The 18,017-nt window shown below is 59.9% G+C and carries 9 protein-coding genes; 4 read left to right on the top strand and 5 right to left on the bottom strand.

Going from position 1 to position 18,017, the window contains the following annotated elements:
* Positions 1 to 258: 258 nt before the first annotated feature.
* Complete coding sequence (locus ACB031_RS06940) at positions 259 to 1,839, top strand: ATP-binding cassette domain-containing protein (RefSeq protein ID WP_371139249.1); 1,581 nt, start codon at positions 259 to 261, stop codon at positions 1,837 to 1,839.
* 94 nt (positions 1,840 to 1,933) lie between these two features.
* Here ACB031_RS06940 and ACB031_RS06945 read toward each other — a convergent pair whose 3' ends face one another.
* Complete coding sequence (locus ACB031_RS06945) at positions 1,934 to 4,405, bottom strand: TIR domain-containing protein (protein WP_371139250.1); 2,472 nt, start codon at positions 4,403 to 4,405, stop codon at positions 1,934 to 1,936.
* Positions 4,406 to 5,020: 615 nt separating this feature from the next.
* On the opposite strand from ACB031_RS06945, the gene ACB031_RS06950 reads away from it, so the two are divergent.
* The 3 genes from ACB031_RS06950 (at position 5,021) to tsgA (ending at position 7,605) form a co-directional block, all read left to right on the top strand.
* On the top strand, positions 5,021 to 5,401 hold the full coding sequence (locus ACB031_RS06950) for a hypothetical protein (RefSeq protein ID WP_026139209.1): 381 nt from the start codon (positions 5,021 to 5,023) through the stop codon (positions 5,399 to 5,401).
* A 285-nt stretch (positions 5,402 to 5,686) separates the two neighbouring features.
* Entirely contained in the window at positions 5,687 to 6,388 is a 702-nt protein-coding gene (deoD, locus tag ACB031_RS06955; RefSeq protein WP_005303072.1) for a purine-nucleoside phosphorylase, read from the top strand.
* Positions 6,389 to 6,441: 53 nt separating this feature from the next.
* Positions 6,442 to 7,605, top strand: a complete 1,164-nt coding sequence (gene tsgA / locus ACB031_RS06960) for an MFS transporter TsgA (protein ID WP_029304101.1) — start codon at positions 6,442 to 6,444, stop codon at positions 7,603 to 7,605.
* Positions 7,606 to 7,701: 96 nt separating this feature from the next.
* Here tsgA and ACB031_RS06965 read toward each other — a convergent pair whose 3' ends face one another.
* The 4 genes from ACB031_RS06965 to ACB031_RS06980 all read right to left on the bottom strand — a co-directional run bounded on the left by ACB031_RS06965 (position 7,702) and on the right by ACB031_RS06980 (position 17,813).
* Positions 7,702 to 8,379, bottom strand: a complete 678-nt coding sequence (locus ACB031_RS06965) for a Crp/Fnr family transcriptional regulator (RefSeq protein WP_371139251.1) — start codon at positions 8,377 to 8,379, stop codon at positions 7,702 to 7,704.
* 165 nt (positions 8,380 to 8,544) lie between these two features.
* On the bottom strand, positions 8,545 to 11,799 hold the full coding sequence (locus tag ACB031_RS06970) for a response regulator (protein WP_371139252.1): 3,255 nt from the start codon (positions 11,797 to 11,799) through the stop codon (positions 8,545 to 8,547).
* 186 nt (positions 11,800 to 11,985) lie between these two features.
* Positions 11,986 to 12,918 carry a diguanylate cyclase gene (locus ACB031_RS06975; protein ID WP_371139253.1) on the bottom strand — a complete coding sequence of 311 codons (933 nt, stop codon included), beginning with the start codon at positions 12,916 to 12,918 and terminating at the stop codon, positions 11,986 to 11,988.
* 11 nt (positions 12,919 to 12,929) lie between these two features.
* The gene (locus ACB031_RS06980; RefSeq protein WP_371139254.1) at positions 12,930 to 17,813 is read right to left on the bottom strand and encodes a PAS domain S-box protein; all 4,884 of its coding nucleotides are present in this window, start codon (positions 17,811 to 17,813) and stop codon (positions 12,930 to 12,932) included.
* Between the last annotated feature and the right edge of the window lie 204 nt (positions 17,814 to 18,017).

An 18,017-nucleotide genomic window follows, 5' to 3' on the forward strand; every position in this document is an offset into this window, starting at 1 on the left:
CCCGGTCATGGCGGTTGACCTGCCCGCACTCGCCGGGTTAGCCTCTTGGCTCTTCTGATATATGAGTACTTCCTCCGATGCGCATTTAACCTGTCCGCACCCCGCTTTTGATTCCTCTCCCGCCAGGGAGAGCGGGTGCGTCTTACCGTGACAGGTTGATGCTGATTCCTTGTTTGTTTTCCCACTTGTGGACACGTGTCCCTGTCATTTGGCTTGGCTCTTGGCCTGCGGCTCTCGCATTGGCCCACAGGAGTTCAGATGACCCATATCGCATGTCATATCAACGCCTTGCAGCTGCCCTTCGGCGCCTGCACTGCGCCCCTTACCTTCACTTTGCCCGCTGCGGGCTGCACCCTGATCGGCCGCAACGGCATCGGAAAGAGCCTGCTGCTCGAACTGCTGGCGGGTCAGCGCCGCGTGGCTTCTGGCAAGATTGAGTGGCTGACCCCCATCAGCTGGTTGTCCCAGTTTGCGCCCGCGCAGGCTCATGACGCAGCCAGCGTGGCCGACCTTATTGGCTGGGGCGAGCCGCTGCGGGCTTTAGAGCGCATCGAGCAGGGGAGCTGCGCCCTGGACGATTTCGAGCGGCTGGCTGATCGCTGGAACCTGCGCAGCGATCTTGCCGATCTGCTGGCAGAGGCGGGCCTCAGACTCGATGCCCATGCCCCGGTCAGCACCCTGAGCGGCGGCCAGCTCACCCGCTTGCGCCTGCTGGCGCTGTTTGCGAGATCTGCTCACTTTCTGCTACTCGATGAGCCGGACAACCACCTGGATGCCAGCGGCATCGCGTGGCTGAGCCAGCGATTGGCCAGCCACAGTGGTGGCTATCTGCTGGTAAGTCACGACCGGCGCCTGCTCAATCAAGGGAGCCAGATACTGGAGCTGAGCGAGCAGGGGCTGCAGAGTGCCAGCCTCTCGTTTGAGGCATTTTTGGCGCAGCAGGCCGAGCTGCAGGCTGCCCGCAGCGCCCGGCTGGTGCAGGCGGAGCGCTGTGAAAAGGCGGCTGCGCGCAGCGTGCAAAAGGTGCGAGAACAGGCGGCCAGACGAGCCAGTCAGGGGCGGCGCGAGCGTGGCTCCCAGGCCAAGATCCTGCTCGATTTCAAAGCGGAGCAGGCGGGTAAATCCCTTGGCAAGGTGCTGGAACGCCACCAGCGGGGCCACAGTGCCCAGGTGGAGGCTCGCGCCCAGGCGGCAGCCGCGCTGGCGGCGGTGCAGCCGCTTGTCATGCAGTGGCCGGCAGAGCACGATCGCAAGGGGGCGGCCCAGCCGCTGGCGATCACGGCGGCGCGCCACAGGCGCTGGCATGGTCAGCAGGTAAGCCTGGTGCTGCAGCGGGGGGAGCGCTGTCTGCTGGCCGGTCGCAACGGCAGCGGCAAATCGAGCCTGCTGCAGATGCTGCGCGGTGAATTGGCGCCCGACGACGGCAGCTTTCGCATCAATGGCCGGCTGGCTTGTCTCGATCAGGGGCTGAGCCTGATTGCGCGAGACCTCAGCCCGCTGGCCAACCTGCTGGCGGTTGCACCGACTCTTTCCGAGAGCGAGGCGAGAACCCGGCTGGCGGGGATACAATTGCGCGGCGATCGCGCCCTGCAACCCAGCAACGGCCTGAGCGGCGGCGAGCGGCTAAAACTGGGCCTCTTGATGGTGCTGGCGCAACTGCCCGACCTGTTGCTGCTGGACGAGCCGGACAACCATCTGGATCACCCCTCGCGCCAGCTGCTTATTCAGGTGCTGGCCGACTATCCGGGCACCCTGCTGCTGGTCTCCCACGATCCCGCCTTTGTAGCCAGGGTAGGGGTTGAAAGGGAGTATTGGTTGAGAGTAGAGGTTGATAATTAAGAGAAAAACAGGCGAGGGGAAATAAAAAAGATGGTGCATTTTAGCACCATCCTTTTTTAGTCTATGAGGGTAAAATATTAAAGATAATCTACTTTTATTTTACTGCAACATTTGGCCTAGATATTTCGTGTAGCTTCTGTATCCATCTTTCTCTTGATTTATCAGGGAATGAATTTATATCTGCACTAATTATTTTTATTGCTTTGTCTACATGTCCATCAAGTGCTAGTGTATACGCTTTATATTTATTTAATGTGCGAGACGATACATTGTTTTTACCTAACCTTTCTAGTTCTGAAACTGCAATGTTCATCTCTTCTATATTATTGCACATTAGCCCTATATCGCACCAAGTTAAAAGTGGATAGTGACTCTTTGGAAATTTTATCTTGCAAGTCTTTATTAATTTTAATGCATCAGAGAACTTGCTTTCAATCTTTGCCAGAAATAGAGATTGACTAATTATACCCATCTCTCGCGCTTGTTCTGAATCAATTTCTGAGAATTCACCAATCAGTTTTGAAAGGGTTTCTTTCTTGCTATGGGCATGCTTTGAATATATTAGGCAGTTGAAGTATGCTTGGATGTGAAATTGATTAGAAATGTTATCTTGATAATTTCTTTCCGCAAGCATAAGTGCGTCATCATATTCTTCCAAATAGAGGTAAACTTGTACCAACTCTCTTTTTGCCCTAGCGCCTACATACGGTGCATCCTGTATTTTCAAAAGAACTCGTAGTGCATCACTATATTTCCCTACTCTTCTGTAATAGAACCCTAAGAGAAAATCATGCTCATCACCATGTATCTCTTGAACTTCTGAGAGCATTTTCTTATCTTTACTTCTTGCTAGTGCAAGACATAAGTAATATCTAATGTCTTGTACTATCTCTGGTAGCATGAAATCTTTTTTCTGAAGGGCGGTATATGCAAGCTTTATCACTTGAGCCATGTCGCCATGATTGTGGTAAATATCCTTCATGCATTTCAAATAGTGGGATGGAATTATGTATTTTGTGTCTATCTTACCTCCTGACTTCAATATTTCCTTTATGGCATAAGTATATTTTGTTGAGTCAAGATGTAATAGGTCATCTTCATTAACAATTCTCTCTACATAAGATGCTATTGCATTGGCATATTCATCTCTTATGTGTAATCTATTCCTTACCATGTAAGTTCTAATAAGGTCATTCATCTTTATTATTTCATTGTCTAGCCCCATGAACTCAATTATATTTCTCGCGCTAAAGTCATCGATCAGATCATTAAATTTTCTAATATCTACGACTTGAGATAAGAATGATGTTGATATCATGTCGAACTGTGCAATTAGTCTTATTAAATCAAGAGCCTCAGCATTGTCATGATATTCTTTCAATATTAATGATGCTTTCTCTCTGGTGTAGTCATTAATAAGATAAAGTTTGTCGTCAAACTTATATCGTGATGTTTCAGATATTATTCTGTGTGCGTACCTTACATGTTCTGGTATACCAGAGACTAAGCTTAGGACAGCTAGTATTTTATCATGTGATAAAGAATCACCTGTCGTTTCTAATAGCTGAACAAATAACCACTGTCGCTCATCTTCGCTAAGTTCATACAGGTCAATAAAATGAATTAGATCGTTTCTTGGTCTGTTCCTTGGGTGGACGGCATATAATGAGGCGATAAAGAAAGTAGTGTTTAAACTTTCCAGTTTAGATAGAATTAGTTGAAACCATGAGCTGACTTCTCTTTTATAATTTACCAAACAACCTTCATCGACAATCCATATACGTTCGCGAGCATCAGAAGCTGATTTTACAATGTCACATACAAGGTTGATTTTTGATTCAATATCCTTGATGGAAAGTGAATGAATTTGGTCTTCAAGGTCTATGAAGCCAAGTTCATTTAATTTTATAATAAAGTCTTCAATAGAATCATCTCTATTGAGAGTTATAGATGGTGGTCGATGAGGAGAGTTAATAATTTTAGTTTTAAGCGATGCTTTATGGAGAAAGCTTCTTCGGCCGACCCCATTTATACCAGAACAAAAAATCGCAATAGGTTTTATGCGCTTGAAATCAAAAATCCTTTTTTCGAAATCATTGATTTCTTCGTTTCTACCTACATATATATCGTGTAGGGCTTTAATTTTAGGGTATCTATTCCATATTAGATCATTGATTTTATTGGTTACTCTTCTAGCAATTATCTTACTACTTCCAACATATTGTAAGTTATAGCTTTCACTCATCCATTTCGGAATTCTTGGGTCATCGTAAGTGATGTTTTTATCTATTATTATTGGGAGGATTTTATTGATGATTCCTATTTGCTCTAACTGTGATGCCTCTGTTATTTCTTTTCTAACCCATTTTGAATTTAGTGAGTTATCAGATATTAATAACAGGAAAATATCTGATTCATTTAGGCCGCTTATTATTTCGTCAAGGTTTTTTTCTCCCTCTTCAAAAGAGAATTCATCATAAATTACATTGTCTTTTCCAAGCCAATTTACGATTGGCCTGACATGTGATTCTTTATCTATACTTGAGTGAGATATAAATACGCGCATAAAAAACCTTATTTGATATAACTATTTCGCTGATTTTTTTTGTGAAAATATTGATGATAACTGCCACCAACAATAGTTACACACTAAGTGTTTACAATTTCATGGCTATGAAAATTTAATAATTGCTAAGAACAGTAAATCTACGCTACCGCCCGTGGATTACAGCTTCCAATATGCTCCATTAACCAGCAAGGGCAGCAGCCCATCGCAGCAATAGGCACCGGATGGCTATGTTAAGCCAATCGAATCTGGTCTCACCAGTCAAAAATTGACGTAACTATCAGGAATATCTGCGTTTTATGCGCCAGCTCAAAAAATGGCAGATACAGATAGAGGGATTCCTATGGCCCTTGATTTGATTGGGGTCGGCGAGCATCGCGGGGCCGATGGGGTTGGCTTGCTGTTGAGACTGAGCTGGCCGGGGAGAATCTCGCTTAGCCAATCGGCGCTATAGTGCGGCTATGGTGCCCTGTGCCCTGTGCCCTGTGCTCCGTGGCCCTGGCTGGCGAGGCGGGGGATCTGCGGTAACAATCAGCTGTTGCAATAACCGCTATTTGCAAACCATCACCATGCAAACAGGTCACCATGCCAACACATCACAATAAGGAACGTCATATGAAGCGTATTGCCATCCTGTTCGGCCTGCTCTGCGGCAGCGTGCTGCTGGCCAATCCGGTCTTTGCCAACGACGCAGCCCAGTTGCAGTGCGAGGCGCAGGCCGCGGCCAAAAAACTGGCGGGCGCCGCCAAGACCAGCTTTGTCGGCAAGTGCGTGAAAGATGCCGCCGGCGCCGCAACTGGCGAGTGCGAGAAGGCGGCGGCCGACAAGAAGCTGGCCGGCGCGGCCAAGAACAGCTTTATCCAGAAGTGCGTGAAGACGGGCGCGGCGATGGATCCGGCGGCCAAGTGCGAGAAGGCGGCGGCCGACAAGAAGCTGGCGGGCGCGGCCAAGAACAGCTTTGTCCAGAAGTGCGTGAAGGATAGCGCCGCCAAGTAAGGGGTTTTCTTGTCCGGTGTGTTTGCGGGGGGCCTGATGGCCCCCCGCGCTATTTTGGGGCGCAGGGGTTATCGCTGAACGGGTGACGCAAGGACAGGGTAGGGCAGGGCTGGGTTGTGCGGGGGCAGCTGAGCGGCGGTAAAGGGGGGTAAGCGGGGGCAGCCTCGGAGAAGTTGCCGGAACTGGGATCTCGATCGGGGCAACAGGACTTTTGTCCTGCAAGGGGCGAGGGGGCGGGGGCTAGGATGCCCTCATCCACACGAGTCAAACTGGAGCACAACAACAATGACCGCTCATATCAATGCCAACCCTGGCGATTTCGCCGAGACCGTCATCATGCCGGGGGACCCGCTGCGGGCCCGCTATATCGCCGAGACCTTTCTGACCGATGCGCGCGAGGTGACCAATGTGCGCAACATGCTGGGCTACACCGGTTATTACAACGGCCAGCGTATCTCGGTGATGGGCCACGGCATGGGGATCCCCTCCATGGTGCTGTACGCCCACGAGCTGGTGAACGACTTCGGGGTCAAGCGGATCATCCGTATCGGCAGTCTGGGGGCGACCCAGCGCCATGTGCAGATGCGTGACGTCATTCTGGCGCAGGCGGCGGGCACCGACTCCCCGACCAACGCCAAGCGCAGCGCCGGCTACCAGATGGCCACCTCGGCCGATTTCGCCCTGCTGCACAAGGCGTTTACCAAGGCGCAGGAGAAGGCCATTCCGGTCAAGGTGGGCAATATCTTCACCGGCGACCTCTATTACGATCCGGACGAAAACCTGATTCCGGCACTGGAGAAGTTCGGCGTGCTCGGCATCGACATGGAGGTGGCCGGTCTCTACGGGCTGGCCCATCAGCAGGGGATCGAGGCGCTCGCCATCCTGACCGTCTCCGACCACTGCCTGACCGGTGAAGAGACCACTGCCGAAGAGCGGCAGCTCTCCTTCAACCAGATGATCGAGCTGGCGCTGCACACCGCGCTGTAAGCGCCGCAGCCCGCCCAACCCTGCACGCACCCTTACCCTATGAGAGATCCAATATGAACAATAAGCTCTCCCTCACTGCCATCAGCTTCCTGGCCAACTTCGTGATGGCCGGTTTTGCGACCCAGTTCGGCATGCTGATCGACCCCATCGCCGCCAAGTTCGGCGCCGACGTCAATCAGGTGGCCTCCATCTTCTCCCTGCTCAACGGCGGGGCGCTGGCGGGCACCATTGCCGCCTTCTTCCTCATCGAGAAGGTGGGCCTCAAGCGGATGACGCTGCTCTGCTACGGCCTGATCGCGCTGGCGGCGGCCTCGCTCCATCTGACCGGCTCGCTCTATGTGGTGATGGCGGCCATGACGGTGATTGGCCTGTGTGGCGGGGTGGGGCTCTGCATTGCAGGGACCCTGGTGGTGAGCGTATGGCAGGCGCGGATGCAGAGCACCATGCTGGTGGTGCAGGATGCCACCTTCAACGTGGCCGGGGTGGTCTTCCCGCTTATCACTACCTACACCCTGACTCACGCCATGGCGTGGAGCTGGAGCTATCTGGCGGTGGGGGTGGTGGCGCTGGCGACCATGCTGGTGGCAGTGCTGACCAACTTCCGTAGCTGCGAGGCGGGCGGCGAGAGCGCCGGTAACGAGCACTCGGAGTGGAACCTCGGCATCATCAGCGGCGGGCTGGGGCTTTTTCTCGGCATGCTGGCGCTCTACACCTTCCTCACCTGGGCGCCCATGTTCGTGAAGAACAAGTTCGGCATCCCCTTCGAGGAGGCGGGCAATATCATCACTCAGTACTGGACGGCGGCCCTGCTCGGCGCGCTGGTGTCGACCGCCATCGTGACCCGCGTTGCGATCCGCACCTTCCTGCTGGTGATCATCACCCTGGCGATGGGGATGACGGCGCTTATCGTCACCACCGACAACTTGAGCCAGCTGCCTTATCTCACCTATGGTTACGGCTTTGTCTGCGCCGCGCTCTACAACGCCTTTATCGCCTACGGGGTGTCGTTTGTGCGGCAGGCATCGAGCAAGAACGTCTCCTATATCCTCATCAGCGGCAGTGCGGGGGCCATGTTCAGCCCGGCCATCAGCGCCCTGTTCGAGCAGGTGATCGGCCTGCAGGCGGTGATGTACGCCATCCCGCTTATCTATGGCGTGATCCTCGCCATGCTGGTGGCGTCGCTGCGCATGGCCCGGCCGCAGCCCTGTCTCGCCTGAGCGGGGGCGTAAACAGCAAGAGGGGCGGTATAAACCGCCCCTTTTTTTGTTGCTGTTCCGCTTGTTGCTGTTCAGGCGGCAACTGATGCCCGCGACTTATGGCTGTTCCAGAAAGGCCTTGAGCCCCGCCAGATCACGGATCTGCAGCCCCTCCTCACCGCGCTCCACCAATCCTTTATCCATCAGCTCTTTCACCGCCCGTCGGTAGACCCGGTCCGTGGTGCCGAAGCGTTCCGCCTCCTGATACCCCTTGCGAAAGCCGCTCACCGGGTTGTGGTGGCAGTGGCTGTGGTAGAGGTCGAGGGCGATGTTGTAGCTGATGGGGTAGAGCATGCGGCAGGTGAAGATATCCACCGTGTCCTGATAGTCGATGGCAATGGCGGTGGCAAAGAAGAGCGCCACCTTTGGGTGGGCGACCAGCGCCTGTTCCAGCTGCTCGCCGTCGATGCGGGCCACTTCCAGCGGCTCCTCGGCGATGATGTCGAGCTGGCAGCGGTAGCCGGTGAAGAACTCCATCTCGCCAAAGAGCTGGTGGTCGCACTCCAGGGTGCCGAGCTGAAAGCGGCGGCCATTCATGGCGGTGTGGCCCATGGCGATGCGGCCGCTCTTGACCAGCACCAGATCCCGCAGCGGTTCGCCCTGGTGCATCAGGGGCTCCCCCTCTGGGATGAGACGCCGCTCCGTGATGCAGGAGCTGACCACCTGTTCGATGAGATCGTGGCCGGCTTGCCAGTGGGGCTGAAAGCGTCCCTTGAGAAGGGGTTTGAGTTGCATGATGTGCGCGCCTGCTGAAAACAAACGGCTATTACACACCCTGCCGCTGGCAGACTCCAGTCTAGAGAGGCCGCGGGTCGGCACAGGCATGCGAAGGTGTGACGGGGATCGGGCTGGCAGGCCAGAATGGACGGGGCGCAGAACCCTGCCAACTGGCCCGGATCATCAGAGTTGGGGCTGAGCGCTGGCGCCGCTCTGCTCTAGGCTGGCGAGGGCCGTGCGCAGCCGGGCCAGGCCGATGGGTTTGTAGAGGCAGTCGTCCATGCCGGCGGCCAGGCAGAGTTCCCGCTCGCGCGCTGTGGCGTGGGCGGTAAAGCCCCAGATAGGCTGGGTGTGGCCGCGGGCGCGCAGACGGCGGGTCAGCTCGAAGCCATCCATCAGCGGCATCTGGCAGTCGGTGATGACGAGGTCGAAGGGCTGGCTCTGGCTGGCCTGCAGCGCCTCGGCGCCGTTGCCGCGCACGCACACCTCGTGGCCCAGGTGCTTGAGCTGCTGGCGCAGCAGCACCTGGTTGGCGTGGTTGTCGTCCACCACCAGCACCCGCAGCGGGGTTGGCGCGAACGGCCAGGGGGAGGGCACAAGCAGTGGCACGGCCGGCGGCGACGCGGCGTCGAGGGGCTCGAGGGGGGCGGCCAGCGGGGTGAGCGGCAGCCGGATCCTGAGCTCGGTGCCGCTGCCAAGCTCGCTGCTGACCGCTATCTTGCCCCCCATCAGCTGGCACAGCATGCGGGCGATATTGAGGCCAAGGCCGGTGCCGGCGAACTGGTAGGGGTCGTGGGCGCGGTAGAAGGGGCTGAACAGCCCGGGCAGCTTGTCGGGGGCTATGCCCACCCCGCTGTCGCGGATGATGAGGTGCAGCAGCGGCTGCTCCGTGCTCCCCGTGAGGCTGGCCTGCAGGCTCACCTCCCCCCGCTCGGTGAACTTGATGGCGTTGCCGAGCAGGTTGAAGACGATCTGGCGCAGGCGCAGCGGGTCGATGAGCACCCGCGGCAGGGGGGGCAGCTCGACCCGGTAGCCAAGCCCCTTTTGCTGGGCCATCCCCTTGCAGGCGCGGGCCACCGAGTGGAGCAGGGGCGCCAGCTCGCACGGCTCGGGGGCGAGGGTCAGCTGGCCCGCTTCGATGCTGGAGATGTCCAGCACGTCGCCGATGAGATCGAGCAGGCCGTTGGCGGATTCGGAGGCGATGCGCAGCTGCTCGCCGGTGTGGCGGGCGAGGGCGGGATCCTGGCTCGCCAGCTCCAGCATGCCGAGAATGGCGTTCATGGGGGTGCGGATCTCGTGGCTCATGGTGGCCAGAAAGTCGCTCTTGGCCCGGCTGGCGCGGTCGGCCTGCTCCTTGGCGCGGCGCAGCGCCTCCTCCATGGTCTTGCGCTCGGTGATGTCGATCCAGCCGTTGATCACCCCGCTGATGGCGCCGCGGTAGTCAAAGTAGGGCACCATCCAGTGGTAGACGAACTGGCGCGGACCGCGCTGGCTGAAGATGCGATCCGACAGTATGGGGCTGCCGCTTCGCAGCACCTGCTGAAAATCCTGCTCCAGGGCGGCGATGGCCTCGGCGCCGAGCAGCCCCTTGAGCCCCTCGGCAAACGAGGTACCGAGTACCCGCTCGATGGGGGCGTTGAGGGTGGCCAGGTACTTGCTGTTGCAGAGGATCACCTTGCCTCCCTTGTCGCGCACCACTATGGGGTGGGGCAGGCTCTCGCCGAGCGCCTCGATGAAGCGCACGTGCTCCTCCAGCTGGCGGCGGGAGGCCTGCTCCGAGCGTGCCAGCCGGTTGAGCATGCGATTGCGGTAAAACAGCAGCAGGGCGACGGCGCACAGCCCCGCCAGCAACAAGTAGAAGTAGGGGGCGTTGCGCTCCATGAAGGTGGGAGCCGGCAGTTTGCGGTTGCGCCACTGGTAACTCATCATCGCCAGCTCGTTGGGAGCGATGGAGAGGATGGTCTTGTCGATGATGTCCATCAGCATCCGGTTGGTGGAGAGGCCTGCAAAGCCCATCCGGATGGGCTGGTCGTCGGCGGGGCCGGCGATGCGGATCTGCTGAAGCCGCCCCCCCTCCACCGCATGCTGGGCAAAATAGAGCGGCACGATGGCGGCATCGAGGCGCCCCTCGTTGACCGCCTCCATCGCCTCGTCGGCGCTCTCCAGAAAGCTCACCTGGCTGTCGCCAAGTCCTCTGGCGATGGGGTTGTAGATGGTGCTGCCCACCCGCTTGCCGGCGAGCTGTGCCAGATCGCCGCTTAAGGAATCCCCCTTGCGGGCCACCAGCACATAGATGTCGTCGGTGGCGTAGGGCAGGGAGGGGCGCAGCCGGTAGCCCTCGGCCACCGGGCGGGAGATGGCGCCGATGAGATCCAGCTCCCCCCTGAGCAGGGCCTCCTTGCGGGCCTGCTCCGAGCCGTAACTGACGAACTCGAAGCGCAGGCCGGAGCGCTTGCTGATCTTCTCCAGCATCTCCACCGACATGCCGGTGAGCTGGTTGTCGTAGTCGCGCACCCCGTAGGGGTAGAGGTCGTCCATCAGCCACACCTTCACCGGGCCGGCGCTGGCGAGCCAGGCGCGCTCCTCGCGGCTGTAGAGATCGCTGGGGCGCTCGATGATGTCGCGGATGGGGCCGTTCCACTGGTTGAAGATGAGGCTGCGGGTGACGTCGCTCACCCCCTCCAGGGTCTGGTCGAGCAGGGCCAGCAAGCCGGGATGAGCGGCCGACACTGCGAAGCGAAAGCCGTCCGCCGCGATGGCGGGCTGCGCCTGGCCGCGCTGGCGGATCTTGTCGAAGCGCTCGCTGTTGAGGTAGTGCAGGGAGTGGGGGTCGCTTAGCAGCAGCGGCTCGTGGCCGAAGAAGACCGCATCGAAGGCCGCCACGTTGGAGGGGTAGTTGACCAGCACCAGATCCGGGTAGTAGCGCTTGAAGGCGGCCTCGTTCACGTAGCCTCGCACGGTGGCGACCCGCTGGCCCGGCAGCAGCAGCGGCCCCTGTTCGGCGGCGAGGGCCGAGAAGACGGGGGCACTGCTGAAATAGCGCCGGCTGAGGGCGATGCCCGCCTGTTCGGCCGCGCCGAGGTTGAGGTTGCCGAGGTTGACGAGGTCGAGATCCCCGGCCCGCAGCGCCGCCAGCGCGCTGCGCGTATCGTTGAATGCCCGCAGTTTCACCGGTTTTTGCAGCGCCCTGGCCAGGATGTCGAGGTAGTCGGCGGCGATCCCCTCGAAGTGATCATCGGGCCCGATCATGGCAAACGGGCGATAGTCGTGGCGCAGCACGCCGACCCGCAGCGCCGTCATTTCGGCGAGCCAGGGCTGGTCAGCCGTGCTGGCGGGCGCCGGGGGGCTTTGCAGGTAGGGGCGACTGTGCAGGGTGAGCGCCTGGGCGCAGAGGGGCAGCAGCAGGCAGAGCAGCAGCAGGGGTCGGATCAGGTTCATTGCCAGATTGTGCCCCTCCCGCCGGTTGGATGGTGATCGAAAGCGGCGATTCTACCTAAGAGCGGCGCACAATGAACCTTTAATCAGCAGTTTGTCAGTGCAAACGGCAAGGCCGTTGGCGGGGCGGGACTCGCCAGCGGCCTGCTCTTACTCCTGATTTGGACTGGGGCAGGCACGGCAGAGGAGTCACACCCCCTCGCCATCGGCGGCGACTCTGGCCCGTCCTGCCTCTTTGGCCCGGTAGAGCTGGCGGTCGGCCGCCTCCAGCAGCTGTTGCGGCGTGCCGGTCTGGCTGGGGATGGTACAGACCACGCCAAGGGAGATGGTCACCACCCTTGCCACTTCTGAGGCGAGGTGCTCGATGGCCAGCTCGCGCACGGCGCTGCACATGCTGTCGGCGAGATGGACGGCGCTGGCCAGGGGGGTGTTGGGCAGCACGCAGGCAAACTCCTCGCCGCCGTAGCGGGCCACCAGATCGTGCGGCCTGCCCAGCCGCTCGGCCAGCACGGCGGCGATGGCCTGCAGGCAGTGATCGCCGGCCTGATGGCCATAGCGGTCGTTGTAGCGCTTGAAGTAATCGACATCGAGCATGATGAGGGAGAGGGGGGTGTTGTCCCGGCAACCCTGGCGCCACTGCCGCATCAGCTCATCATCGAACTGGCGCCGGTTCGGTATGCCGGTGAGGCCGTCGAGCATGGCCAGGTTGCGCAGCAAGTCCCCCTGCAGCTTGAGGGTGATGTGGGCCTTTACCCTGGCCCTGACGATGTTGGGACTGATGGGCTTGCTGATGAAATCCACCGCGCCGAGGGACAGGCCGTACTCTTCGTCCGTCTCCTCCTGCTGGGCCGTGACGAAGATGACGGGAATGTCCCGGGTGTCGGGATCCGCCTTGAGTTGCTGACAGACCTCGTGGCCGCTCATGCCATCCATGATGACGTCCAGCAAGACAAGGTCTGGCAGCAGGCTGCGGCAGAGGGCAAGTGCCTGCTCCCCGCTGGTGGCCATGAAGATCTCGCACTCTTCGCGAAAGAGCTGGTGCAGCAGCCTGATGTTGATCGCCTGATCATCGACGATCAGCAGTTTGGGGCGACGGTTGGTGGGCAGGTTCCAGGGGACCATCTTGGGCTCCATCATTGGTTGTCGCATAGGGCGTGTCCCAGCTTGAGGGCGGCGCCGAACTCCAGGTTGTCGATCAGGCCGGCAAACTGGCGAAAGGCGGTGTGCAACTGTGGCGGTGTCTTGGGTGCCAGGGCCTCGGTCAGCTCGACCGCCGCCAGATTGCCATCTTCCAGCAGCGCCAGGATGCGCTGCATGGCCTCCCGCCATTCGGCGAGGGACAAGGCATCATCGGCCGGCTGCGTGGTGGTGTCGGGGGGCGGGGCGAAAGCTTTTTCGAGGCTCTCAAGGCTGAGCCGCACCGTCTCCTCCAACAGCTGCTGCCAGCCGGCGTCAGCCAGCAGCGCAACAGCCTGCTGCTGGTCGGCGTGGAGCAGGGCCTGCTCCTGCGCCTTGGCCAGGGTGGCCAGTCGGCAGGCCCCCATGGTGCTGGCGCTGCCCTTGATGGCGTGCAATATGCGACAGGCCTCCGTGACCTGGCCAGCGGCGATGGCCTGGTGCAAGGCTTCCAGCTGTTCTGCCATGTCGGGGCCGAACAGGCTCAGGATCCGTTGCAGCAGTTCGATATCGTTGTCAAAACGCTGGCGTATGACGGATTCCGCCTCCAGCAGGGCTTCGCTGGCTGCGGGGGATGGGGGCTGGGCAAGGGCTGGCTGGCCAGCCTTGCCAAGCTGGGCCAGCAGGGTGGAGACCAGCTGTTCGAGGGCAATGGGCTTGCCCACATGCTCATTCATGCCAGCAGCCAGGCAGAGCTGGCGATCCGCTTCCGAGGCATTGGCGGTCATGGCGATGATGGGCAGGTTGGCAAACTGCGGGTGGGCCCGGATCTGGCGGGTGGCCTCCAGCCCGTCAATATCCGGCATCTGCATGTCGATCAGCACCGCATCAAACGAGGGGGCTTGCTGCAATACCATGGCCACCCCGTCCCGCCCGCATTCGGCCAGCAGCACCCTGGCCCCTTCGCAGCTCAGCAACTCGCAGGCGACCTGGCGGTTGAGCAGATTGTCCTCCACCACCAGCAGGGTGAGGCCACTCAGGCGGCGGGTGTGCTGGGCAGGGAGAGCGGGCGCGACGTCCTGGCCATGGAGGGCCTGATAGATGGCCTCTGCCAACTGCTTGGGAGTCACGGGTTTGGTCAGCAGGCTGACGAAGGGGGTGGCGCCCGACTGGTGCGACTCGGTGAACACCTCGTGGCCGTAGGCGGTGACCATGATGACTCTGGGGGCTGGGTCTTGCCCGGCCTGTTGCCGGATCTGGGCGGCGGCGTTCAGGCCATCCATGCCCGGCATGCTCCAGTCCATCAGCACTATGTCGAAGGGACGGCCCAGAGCACGGGCCTCGCCGACCCGGCGGACGGCCTCGGCCCCCGAGTGGACCAGCTCGGCCTGCCAGCCGAGCTGCAGCAGGGTGCGTTGCAGCAGCTCTGCCGCCAGCTCGCTGTCGTCGACCACCAGAATGTAGGGGGGCGGTGCCAGATCCGGGCAGGCCTCCTTGAGAGACTGGGGGGCGGCTTGTGCCAGGGTGATGTCGAACCAGAAGCGGCTGCCACGGCCAGGTTCACTCTCGACCCGCAGCTCTGCCCCCATCAGCTTGAGCAGGCGTTTGCAGATCACCAGCCCCAGCCCGGAGCCGCCGAAGCGACGGGTGGTGGAGGCCTCGGCCTGGGTGAAGCTCTCGAAGATGCGCTCCAGCTGGTGGGCGCTGATGCCGATGCCGCTGTCGGTGACGGCCACGCGGATGGTGACCGTCTGCTCATGGCGGGCCAGCAGCACCATGGTGATCACCACCTGGCCCTTGATGGTGAACTTGAGGGCATTGCCCGCCAGGTTGGTGAGCACCTGCTGCAGGCGCATGCTGTCACCGATCAGGAGATTGGGCAGGTGGGGGTCGATATCGAACATGACCTCGATCTCTTTCTGGCGCTGGTTGCCGTCCAGTACGATGGCCAGGTCCCGCATCAGCAGCTCGATGTCGAAGGGGTGCAGATCGAGCTGCAGCTTGCTGGCCTCGATCTTCGAGTAGTCGAGAATGTCGTTGAGCAAGCCCAGCAGGGAGTTGGCCGCCGAGTGCGCCTTGACCACATAGTCGAGCTGGCGGGCGGTGAGCTCGGTGTACTGGATCAGCTGCAACATGCCGAGCACGGCGTTGAGGGGGGTGCGGATCTCGTGGCTCATGTTGGCGAGGAAGGAGGACTTGGTCTGGCTGGCGGCATCTGCCTGCTCCTTGGCATAGAGCAGGCGGGACTCCAGCTCGGTCTGGGCTGTGATGTCACGGTTGAAGCCGATGACGCGCAGCGCCTGACCGCTGCTGTCCCGCTCCACTTTGGCCCCGGCCTGGATCACCCGGTGATCGCCGTTGTCCTGCATCACCCGAAAGACGGGGTCGTAGATGCCGGTGCCGGCCACGGCGCGGTTCAGGCTGGCGGTGGTGGCCGCCAGATCGTCCGGGTGCACCCGGTTTGCCCAGTGCTGGTAGTTGAGCCCCTCGTCCCTGAGCGTCAGCGGCAGATCGTAGAGCTCGAACATGCGGTTGTTCCAGCTCAGGGCGTTGCTGCCGAGCTCCCATGACCAGATCCCCAGCTCGGCCACGTCGGCCGCCATCTGCAGCTGATCGCGGGTCGACAGGATCTCGTTGCGCTGGGCCAGTTGCTGGGTCATGTCGGTCATGATGCAGACGAACATGCTGGAGCCCGCCGCCTGCATCCGGCCGATCGACATCTGCAGCGGGAACTCGCTGCCATCGCGCCGCCGTCCGATAAACTCCCTCTCCATCAGGGCGGCCAGCTGGCTGTCGCTGAGGGCACCGAGGGGGGCCTCACCCAGCGCGTGCCCATCGCTGCTTTGCAACAGGGTCTGCACCTGTCGGCCCTGGATCTCGCCGGCCTGATAGTCAAAGGCGGTCTGACCGGCCGGGTTGAGGGAGTGAATGCGGCCGTCAGGATCCATGGTCATGATGGGGTTGACGGCGGTGTCCAGGATGGCGCGGGTGATCTCGAGACTCTCGGCCAGCTTCTTCTCGGCCGCCTTGCTGTCGGTGATGTCCAGGCCGATGCCAAGGTAGCCCCGGCTGATCCCCTGTTCATCACGGATGGCGGTGATCACCAGGGTGACGGGGAAGCGGCTGCCATCCTTGCGTACATAGGTCCACTCCCGGCTCTCCGCCCCTTCCCGTTCCGGCTTGTAGACGAACACCTGGAAACCGCTGATCTGCTCGCCGTACTGGGCGCTGAGCTCGACACTGCGGGCCTGCATCTCGTCGCGGGTGTGGAAGATACCGGGGGTCTCCTTGCCGACCACGTCGGCGGCGCTGTATCCCAGCAACTGCTCGGCCCCCTCGTTGAACAGGGTGATGGTGCCCTCCAGATCGGCCGCTATGATGGAGATCGCCGAGGCGGAGCGCAGGACGTTGCTCAATAACACGTTGATCTTGCTCAGCTCAGCCGTGCGCTCTGCCACCTGATGTTCCAGATTGGCGTTGAGCTCCAGGATCTTGGCCTCTGCCTGTTTCTGGGCCGTGATGTCCCGGATGGTCTCTGAGGTGCCGACCAGCTTGCCCCTATGGTCATAGATGGGAGCGATGGAGATGGAGAGATCCAGCAGATGGCCGTCCCTGTGCCGACGCCGGGCGGAGAAGCTCGGGATCCGGACGCCCTGCCTGAGGTCGGCGAGCCGCGCTTTCTCGCTGGCGCTGTCGTGATCCGTCTGAAACAGCGCGCTGTCGGTACGGGTCAGCGCCTCGCCGGCCGGGTAACCGAACAGATCTTCGGCCCCCTTGTTCCAGCTTACGATGACGCCGTTCAGGGTCTTGGCGATGATGCCGTCACTGGCACCGGCCACGATGGCGGCCAGCCTGGCCTGTTCCTCAATGAGTTGTAGACGTTGCTGTTGCCCCTGAGCCCGCATGCGCGCGAGCAGGGTGAGCAGCAAAGTGAAGAGGCCGCCGGTGAACAACACCACATAGGGGGAGGTCTGGTTGAGCTGCGCCACGAACAGGGGGTGGGCGTCGAGCCTGATCTGCCAGCGGCGGCCATGAATTTCCCGCTCGGCGGCTCTGGACATGGAGATGTGGTGCGGATTGCGCGACTCGTGGTCGATGGCACTGGTATAGAAGGGCTGGATATGCCGGGGGTCGGTCACATCGATCAGTCTGATGTGAAAGGCCGGGCTCTCCAGATGCAGGGCGTCCAGCAACTCTTCCATCAGCAAGGGGGTATAGCTCCAGCCAAACCCGGCGGCCTCTCGCTCCTCGGGGGTGGCAGGGGTGGTCACGGTGCGGTAGATAGGCATCAGCATCAGAAAGGATTGCCTTGGCTTGCCCGTGGCCTGTACCAGGGTGATGGGGGGCGTCAGCCGTACCTCGCCGCTGCGGATTGCGGCGAGGGCGGCCTCACGGCGCGAGGGCTCCGAGGCGATGTCCAGCCCGATGGCAGCCTTGTTGCGTGATAGCGGCTCGATAAACTGGATGATGAAATGTTCACCCCGATAGGGCGAGAGCAGCTGAAGGGTGAAACCTGGCCGCCCATCACGTCGGGCGCGCTGGATGAAGTCGTCGAGCTCGGCATCCTTCACTCGCCTGATGAAACCAAAACCCCGGGCACCGGGGAATTCACTGTCCACATCCCTGGTCAGGCTGTAACGAACGAAGTCCTCGTTGTCGAAGGCATGTTCGCCGGCGGTCAGGATGGCGCCACGTACCCCTCTGAGACCGTACTGATACAGATCGAGTCGCGCCTTGACGGTATCTGCGACGTGCTCCGTGGCCGCCGTGATGCTGGCTTGCACCTGCTTGTCATTGCTGTAATGGAGGAGGAGGGTGCCGAGCAGGGAGAGCAGCAGGCCGATGAGCAATACCAGGCCTGCACTGCGGTTCAACCCTAAAAAGGGGTGGTGATTGCGCAAGCTGAAGCCTCCTTGCCTCGCTGATGACGTAGAACACACCCGATGTGACGATTCTGCCGTTTTGGCCAGAGTAGCGTTAATGCATTGAAAGTAAACCCAGATATCCCGCATTCAAAACGCAGAGCGCGAAGGGGGCGCTCTGCGTCGATCCCAAGTGGTATCAAATGAGTTGCAACATAACTTAGCATTAATCGCAGGCGTTTG

Origin of the sequence: Aeromonas sp. S8(2024), from assembly GCF_041403085.1 — a bacterium.
Lineage (GTDB): Bacteria > Pseudomonadota > Gammaproteobacteria > Enterobacterales > Aeromonadaceae > Aeromonas > Aeromonas dhakensis.

Coding starts and splice junctions, on each gene's coding strand:
- ACB031_RS06945 (WP_371139250.1), bottom strand. CDS start 4,405: ATGCGCGTATTTATATCTCACTCAAGTATAGATAAAGAATCACATGTC.
- ACB031_RS06940 (WP_371139249.1), top strand. CDS start 259: ATGACCCATATCGCATGTCATATCAACGCCTTGCAGCTGCCCTTCGGC.
- tsgA (WP_029304101.1), top strand. CDS start 6,442: ATGAACAATAAGCTCTCCCTCACTGCCATCAGCTTCCTGGCCAACTTC.
- deoD (WP_005303072.1), top strand. CDS start 5,687: ATGACCGCTCATATCAATGCCAACCCTGGCGATTTCGCCGAGACCGTC.
- ACB031_RS06970 (WP_371139252.1), bottom strand. CDS start 11,799: ATGAACCTGATCCGACCCCTGCTGCTGCTCTGCCTGCTGCTGCCCCTC.
- ACB031_RS06965 (WP_371139251.1), bottom strand. CDS start 8,379: ATGCAACTCAAACCCCTTCTCAAGGGACGCTTTCAGCCCCACTGGCAA.
- ACB031_RS06950 (WP_026139209.1), top strand. CDS start 5,021: ATGAAGCGTATTGCCATCCTGTTCGGCCTGCTCTGCGGCAGCGTGCTG.
- ACB031_RS06975 (WP_371139253.1), bottom strand. CDS start 12,918: ATGGTCCCCTGGAACCTGCCCACCAACCGTCGCCCCAAACTGCTGATC.